The organism is Mycolicibacterium houstonense (assembly GCF_900078665.2).
GTDB classification, from domain to species: Bacteria; Actinomycetota; Actinomycetes; order Mycobacteriales; family Mycobacteriaceae; genus Mycobacterium; species Mycobacterium houstonense.
Window position 1 is genome coordinate 5,107,598 of the sequence record NZ_LT546207.1, and the last position, 7,317, is coordinate 5,114,914.

At 67.2% G+C, this 7,317-nt stretch carries 6 protein-coding genes and 1 pseudogene; 3 read left to right on the top strand and 4 right to left on the bottom strand.

Translation table 11 applies throughout. The features are described 5' to 3' along the window. The first annotated feature begins 78 nt into the window (after positions 1-78). Positions 79-1,665, top strand: coding sequence for an HNH endonuclease signature motif containing protein (locus BN4332_RS25705; protein ID WP_066902287.1), 1,587 nt, complete (start codon positions 79-81; stop codon positions 1,663-1,665). 13 nt (positions 1,666-1,678) lie between these two features. Here the strand turns inward: BN4332_RS25705 and BN4332_RS25710 are convergent, their stop codons facing one another. After that, positions 1,679-2,362, bottom strand: coding sequence for a class I SAM-dependent methyltransferase (locus tag BN4332_RS25710; RefSeq protein WP_066902273.1), 684 nt, complete (start codon positions 2,360-2,362; stop codon positions 1,679-1,681). 18 nt (positions 2,363-2,380) lie between these two features. Further along, positions 2,381-3,850 (bottom strand): glutamate-cysteine ligase family protein, encoded by a 1,470-nt coding sequence (locus tag BN4332_RS25715; protein ID WP_066902288.1) that lies wholly within the window; start codon positions 3,848-3,850, stop codon positions 2,381-2,383. 78 nt (positions 3,851-3,928) lie between these two features. Between BN4332_RS25715 and BN4332_RS25720 the strand changes: the two genes are divergently transcribed. Further along, entirely contained in the window at positions 3,929-4,729 is an 801-nt protein-coding gene (locus BN4332_RS25720; protein ID WP_066902274.1) for an MBL fold metallo-hydrolase, read from the top strand. A 4-nt stretch (positions 4,730-4,733) separates the two neighbouring features. Then, complete coding sequence (locus BN4332_RS25725; protein WP_066902275.1) at positions 4,734-5,870, top strand: acyltransferase family protein; 1,137 nt, start codon at positions 4,734-4,736, stop codon at positions 5,868-5,870. Here BN4332_RS25725 and BN4332_RS25730 read toward each other — a convergent pair. After that, positions 5,844-6,578, bottom strand: coding sequence for a DUF5336 domain-containing protein (locus BN4332_RS25730; protein WP_160110931.1), 735 nt, complete (start codon positions 6,576-6,578; stop codon positions 5,844-5,846). The two genes, BN4332_RS25725 and BN4332_RS25730, sit on opposite strands and share 27 nt — an antisense overlap. A 15-nt stretch (positions 6,579-6,593) precedes the next feature. After that, positions 6,594-7,317 (bottom strand): annotated as a pseudogene (locus tag BN4332_RS25735) (type VII secretion protein EccE); the annotation flags it as partial.

A 7,317-nucleotide genomic window follows, 5' to 3' on the forward strand; every position in this document is an offset into this window, starting at 1 on the left:
CGCGGAGCTCGACCTCGATCGGGCATCAGCATCGCCGATTCCCTGCCAATGTCAGTGCATTTCGGTACACTCGAACACATGTTCGATATCGAGTTCGATCCGGCGGCGCCGGGCCCGCTCGTTGACGTCCTCACCGACGGCTCCCGTGTCGAGGCGCGGCTGATCGCCGCTCGGATGGCGGCGGTCGCGGACTTGTTGGCGCAGCGGACCGCCGAACTCAATGTCGAGGGTGTCCATCCGAACTACATGATCGTGACGGGGTTCGCCCGCGCCAGTGCCGAGGTGGGTGCGGCGCTGAACCTGACAAAGGGTGCGGCCAGTCGCCTCGTCGAGCAAGCCGAGGCATTGCGGGATCGGCTCCCCCACTTGGCAGCGTTGTTGGCCGCCGGGCAGACCGATTGGCGCACCGTGGAAATCGTGCTCGCGCGAACCCGGTTCGTCTCTTCGAAGGCGATGGCGCAGATCGATTCGGAACTGGCTGGGCAGGTCGGTGGCTGGCAGTGCTGGTCCGATGGGCGTATCACCACCACCGTTGATGCCAAGGTGAAGCTGTTGGATCCGGCGGCGATCGCCCAACGTGAACACGCGACCGACCGCCGCCGGGTCAAGGTGAGGCCGCTCGGTGATGGCACGGCGAAGATCGGCGCCGTTGTCACCACTCGTGCCGGATTGGCCTTTGACGCAAAGCTTTCGGAAATGTCGGGCGGCCTGTGCCCGAAAGATCCCCGTAGTAGTGACCAGCGGCGCGCCGACGCCATCGAAGCCCTGTCAGAGGGGCGAGAGCTGTCGTGTGAATGTGGCCGTGCCGAGTGCCATACCCGCTCGGCGGCCCCTCAGCCGGAGTCGTCATCGCTACGGGTGGTGTTCAACGTCATCGCCGACCGGGACACCGTCCTGAGTGGAGGTCAGGCACCGGGGTACGTACTTGGGTTCGGGGTGATCGATGCCGAGCAGGTGCGGGAACTGGCCGAGCAGGCCACGATGCGGTTGGTGTCGAAGCCCGACGTGGATCGGGCGGCGGCGTTGCGGTATCAGCCGACGGTGTCGGTGCAACGCTGGGTCCGATGCCGGGATCTGACGTGTCGGTTCCCCGGGTGCGAGCACCCGGCAGAGGATTGCGACGTCGATCATACGGTGCCGTTCGACCACACCGATCCGGCCCGGGGCGGGCTGACCGTGCCCGACAACCTGAAGTGTCTGTGCCGTTTTCACCACCGGCTCAAGACATTTGGTGGCTGGCGTGACACTCAGTACCCCGACGGCAGCGTGGTATGGACCTCCCCGTCGGGCAAGACATACCGCACCACCCCGGGTGCAGCCGATCTGTTCAACAGCTTCGCACCGGTGCCGTGCGGCCAACCGAAAACCGCGCGGTCGCCGAAGCTGAGCCGGGCTGCGCGCATCGAACAGACCCGGGCCAAGAACCGGCGGCTGCGTCCGGTCAACGAGACCTACCGCTACACCCAGAAGGCGCGGCGGCGCGAACTCGACCGGCGCCGCAACCGAAACCGGATGCGGGCCACGCTCAAGCTGTTCAAGGGTCAGGAGCCCAGCACCAGTCCGTACTGCACCTGGATCAACGACCCGTTCGAACCCGAAGAGCTGCCCCCGGACTGGCAGGCGCCGCCACCGCGACCGCCAGGTCCGGAGGATCCACCGTTCTGAGCGGCGGGTGAGTTCAGCCTGCCTTGTGTGCGGTCAGCAGGAACGCCGGGAACTTGATCCGGCCCTTTTCGTCGAACCCGTGCTTGGGCAGTTCGAACGGCACGTCGGCGGGCATCGCGACGGCATTGGCGTGGATGAACGCCGGCCGGATGTCGTCGATCTCCCAGTACTTCGACACCGCGGCCCGCAGCTCCTCCTCGGTGACCTCGTTGGGCTTGGCCTCCAACTCGGCCGGGAACGCGCCCTTGGCGAACACCAGCACGTAGTAACTCGCGCCGGGTGCCGACGCCCGGTGAATCGACTGCAGGTAGCCGTCGCGGCCCTCGATCGGCAGCGAGTGGAACAGGGTCGAATCCACGACGGTGTTGAACCGGCCGTCGTACCCGGTGAACGAGGTGATGTCGGCCTGGGCGAAACTGGCCGTCGACAGCCCCCGGACCTGGGCGGCATTGTTGGCCGAGGCGATCGCGGTGGGGCTCAGATCGAGCCCGACGACGGTGTAGCCGTCGGATGCGAGAGACAGGGACAACTCGGCGTGGCCGCAGCCGGCGTCGAGCACATCGCTGCGGAATTTCCCGGCCCGGTGCAGCGCGGCGAGCTCGGGCTGCGGCTCACCGATATTCCACGGTGGTGAACCCTCGAAACCCGCTTCCCCCTTGTACGCGCCGTCCCAGTCCAAGACCTGTTCAGAAGACATGACTCCAACGTACGCGCCTCAATCCCAGGTATGGACGGGCTCGTTGCTGTGCATCCGCTGCACGTAGCGCCGCAACATCTCGGCCAGCGCCTTGGGGCGGGTCAGCCCCTGCGACTGAAGTTCCCGCACCGTCGTCACCTGCCACGTCGACCCGGTCCGGCCCGTCTTGGCGCGGCCCTCGATGACCCCGAGATACCGGTCGCACACCTCGGCGGCCACGCCCCAGCGCCGCAGCCCCTCATGCGCCAGCGGCAGCAGCATGCGCAGCACCAATTCGTCGGGTGTCACCTCACCCAATCCGGGCCAGTACAGCCGGGCGTCCAGACCGTACTGCGCGGCCTCGGTGAAGTTGTGGTGGGCGGCGGCGAAGCTCATCTTGGTCCACAGCGGGCGGTCCTCCTCGGACAGCGTCCGCAGCAGGCCGTAGTAGAACGCCGCGTTGGCCATCATGTCGACCACGGTCGGACCGGCCGGCAGCACGCGATTCTCGACGCGCAGATGCGGCAGGCCGTTCACCACGTCGTACACCGGGCGGTTCCACCGGTAGATGGTGCCGTTGTGCAGCCGCAGTTCGGGCAGCTGGGGCGCGCGGCCCGCCGCCAGCTCGGCGACCGGATCCTCGTCGGACAGCTCGGGCAGCAGCGACGGGAAGTACCGCACGTTCTCCTCGAACAGATCGAAGATCGAGGTGATCCACCGCTCGCCGAACCACACCCGCGGCCGCACCCCCTGGGCCTTGAGTTCATCGGGCCGGGTATCGGTGGACTGGGTGAACAACTCGATACGCGTCTCGGCCCACAACTGGTGGCCGAAGAAGAACGGCGAGTTCGCGCCCACCGCGAGCTGGGGCCCGGCCAGCACCTGCGCGGCATTCCAGTTGCGGGCGAAATCTGCCGGCGACACCTGCAGGTGCAACTGCATGCTGGTGCACGCGGACTCGGGTGCGATGGATGCCGATTGCAGGCTCAGCCGTTCCGGGCCGGAGATATCGATGGGCATGTCCTCGCCGCGGGCGGTGAAGATCGAGTCGTTGAGGGCCTGATACCGCGTCGACTCGCTCATCCAGCTGCCCGATAGGTGCTCGGGCATCAGAGTCGGCAAGATGCCCACCATCACGATGTGCGCGTCGTCTTCGTTGGCCTTCATCTCGGCGGCATTGAGGCTCCGCCGCACCTCGTCCTCCAGGTCGAGCGCGGCCCGGCCCGGCAACGGGCGCGGGGGGACGTTGAATTCGATGTTGTAGGCGCCCAATTCGGTCTGGTAAGCCGGATCGGCGATCGAGGCCAGCACCTCCTGGTTGGTCATCGCCGGCTGATACTCGTTGTCGACGAGGTTGCACTCGATCTCCATGCCGGTGAGCGGGCGTTCGAATTCGAAACTCGACTGGGCCAGCATGGTTTCGAACACGTCCAGGCACAACTGCACCTTGCGCCGGTACTCCTGCCGGTGCGCGCGGCTGAAATCGGTGTTCTTGACCTCTTCACCCACACCGCGATGCAACAACGCCGAGCGGGGTCCGCGCAACAGAACGCGCATATTCGGCAAGGTGCGGGGTAGCCCGTCCCCATGGAGATCACCGTCACGTTCATCGGTAATGCCACCACCTTGATCGCGGTCGACGGCATCACGCTGCTCACCGATCCGAACTTCTTGCATCGAGGCCAGCACGCGTATCTGGGCTACGGTCTGCTGTCCAAACGCCTGAGACAGCCCGCTCTGACCGTTGAGCAGCTGCCACCGGTGGATGCCGTGCTGCTGTCCCACATGCACGGAGACCACTGGGACCGCGTGACTCAGCGCAAGCTGGACCGGACGCTGCCGATCCTGACCACCCCGCATGCCGCCAAACGACTTGTGCGTCGGGGCTTCGGGCAGGCGCAGGGATTGACGACGTGGCAGTCGCACCGGATCGTCAACGGTGATCTGGCGGTGACCGTCACCTCGTTGCCCGGCAGGCATGCCCCGACCCCGGTAGACCGGCTGTTGCCACCGGTGATGGGGTCGATGATCGAATTCACCGACGGCACGGCGACGCGTCGGTTGTATGTCTCGGGCGACACCCTATTCGTGGACGAACTACGTGAGATCCCAGTGCGATTCTCATCGATCGAACTCGGCATCCTGCATCTCGGCGGTACTCGCCTGCCCGCCGGGTCTCGGCTGCCGTTCGGGTTGACGGTCACGATGGACGCACGCCAGGGAGCCGACCTGGTCGAGCTACTGGACCTGCCCCGCATGATTCCGGTGCACTTCGACGACTACAGCGTCTTCGCGTCGTCGTTGAACGATTTTCGTGCCGAGATGGCGCATCGCAAGCTAGGTGAGCGGGTCGTCGAACTCGATAGGGGCGAGTCGGTCGCATACTGACGCGGTGACGTCGTCATCGAGCGACATCGACCAGGGCGGGCTGGAACAGGTCGCGGGAGCCGACCGGATCGCCGCGCTCACGGGGGTCCGTGCCGTGGCCGCACTGACGGTGATGGGTACCCACGCGGCGTACGGAACCGGCCTGCTCTCGCAGGGTTATCTGGGCCTGATGAGCGCCCGCCTCGAGGTAGGGGTGGCCATCTTCTTCGTCCTCTCGGGGCTGCTGCTGTTCCGGCCGTGGGTGGACGCGGCCGCCGCCGGAATCGCCGCGCCGAGCACCTGGCGGTATGCGCGAAAACGGTTCCGCCGCATCATGCCCGCCTACGTCGTCACCGTGCTCGTCGTCTACGGCATCTACGAGCTTCGCCCGGTCGAACCGAATCCGGGACACACCTGGGCCGGCCTGCTGCGCAACCTCACCCTCACCCAGATCTACAGCGACGATTACTTCGCCGCCTACCTGCACCAGGGGCTGACCCAGATGTGGAGCCTGGCCGTCGAGGTCGCGTTCTACGCGGTCCTGCCACTGCTGGCGTATCTGCTGCTGGTGGTGTTGTGCCGTTGGCGTTTTCGGCCGGTCCTGTTGCTGTCCGGGCTGGTGGCGCTCGGCGCGCTCAGCCCACTGTGGTTGGTACTGCTGCACAACACGGATTGGCTGCCGGTGGCCGGCGGCGCGTGGTTGCCGCATTATCTGGTCTGGTTCGTCGGCGGGATGATCCTCGCGGTGCTTGCCACGATGGGTCTGCGCTGCTACGCCATGGCCACGCTGCCACTGGCCCTGGCCTGTTACCTGGTGGTCTCGACGCCGATCGCGGGCACCACGACGGCCAAGACGCTGAGCCTCACCGAAGACGTGGCCAAGACCATGTTCTACGCGTTGATCGCCGCGCTGGTGGTGGCCCCGCTGGCGCTGGGCGGCGACGGGCTCTACGCGAGGCTGATGGGCAGCCGGCCGATGGTGTGGCTGGGCGAGATCTCCTATGAGATCTTCCTGCTGCACGTGGTCACCATGGATCTGGTGATGACGTTCGTGCTGCGCTGGAACGTCTACACCGGCTCGGCGACGGTGCTGTTCCTGGTCACTCTGGTCGCCACGGTGCCCGCGGCCTGGCTGCTACATCGGCTGACCCGGCCCCGCTGATTCGTTGGCGCGCTGCACCACGTGCTGGGCCGGCGACTGCGCCGGGCCGGCACCGGCTCGCCCGGGCGGCGCCACCGACTCACCGGGCTGGACCGGGGTGGCGACGGTGGTGCGTCCGTGATCCTGTTGCGGCGAAAGCAGATCGGCGTAGTCACCGTACTGGGCCGACTGCTGGGTGGGCCGCGCCGCAGCCGCACCTGGCGCCGGGGCCTGGGCGTAAGTCTGGGCATACGCCTGGGCGTAAGCCTGGCCGTACCCGCCGCGCTGCGACGAATCCGGTTGCGCCACCACGCCTTGCTGGCTGTAGTACTGCTGTACGGCCTGGTTGTAGTAGTCGAGGTACGCCTCATAACCACCGGCGGCCGGGGCCGTCGTGGCCCCGGGCGCCAACCACAACGCCACCAACGCCACGGCCGCCTGAAGGCCGGTGAGCACCACGATCGTGGTCAGCACCCACCCGGAGTCTGCCGTCACGACGCTCGACAACGCATCGAGGAAGCCCATGGCGGCCAGCAGCGCCGTCAGCCACGGGCGGTCAGTCTGCTTGGGCAGCAGGCCGATAGCGGCCGAGAGGGCGGCCAGCACGGCGAACCGGACATGCCAGTCGTTGCCTCCGCCCTCGGCGGCAGGCCCGAAGCTGAAGCAGTAGCCGGCCAGACCGAGCACCGCCACCGCGATCGACAGATTCCGGGAAAGCGAATTGCCCACGATCACTCCTTCACATCAGTCGATGCTGTTGGCCGAAGACCTCAGATATCGCATCTCGTCGTCGGTGGCGACCATGGTGACCATCGCCGAGCCGGCCTGGGTGCTGACCTTGACAGTGTCATGTTCCAGCGAGATCAGGTCCAGGAACACGTCGGCCTGATCCGACGACGGTGTGTGCGGCGGGGCCAGGACCATGGCGGTGACCCCGATGCGCACCGATTGCTCGGGGACCCCGTCGAACATCTCGACGGTGTAGTTGCGCTCCGCGCCGGCTTGGATGGCGCGCCGGTTGAAGTCGGCGACCCACAGCAGGTCATGGCGGCCGACGACCTCCACCATGTCGCGCCACCAGGCCGGACGCCTGGTGTGCACCAGTACCCGGGCACCGAGTGCCAACGATCGCAGCACCACCTGCTGGGCCAGGTGCAGGGTGCCGGCGATCTCCACCCGGCGGATCTGCGGGCCGAACACCGGCAGCGCGACCGCCCGGCCCTGTTCGTCGGCGCCGATCACCTGACCGCAGCCCGAGGCCGGGACGGCCAACTCGCTCAGCGCGTCGGCGCGGCGGCCTGACGCCCAGTGTTCGATCTGCCGCGCCCCGGGCACCGCGGGGATCGGCAACGTGGCGGCCAGCGCGGAGAACTGCTGTCCGTGCAGCGGGATGAGCCCGCGCAGCTGGGTGGGGACGCGCACGTCGCTGTCGAAGCGGGCGAGGCCACGGACCTGGATCAGCTCCGCG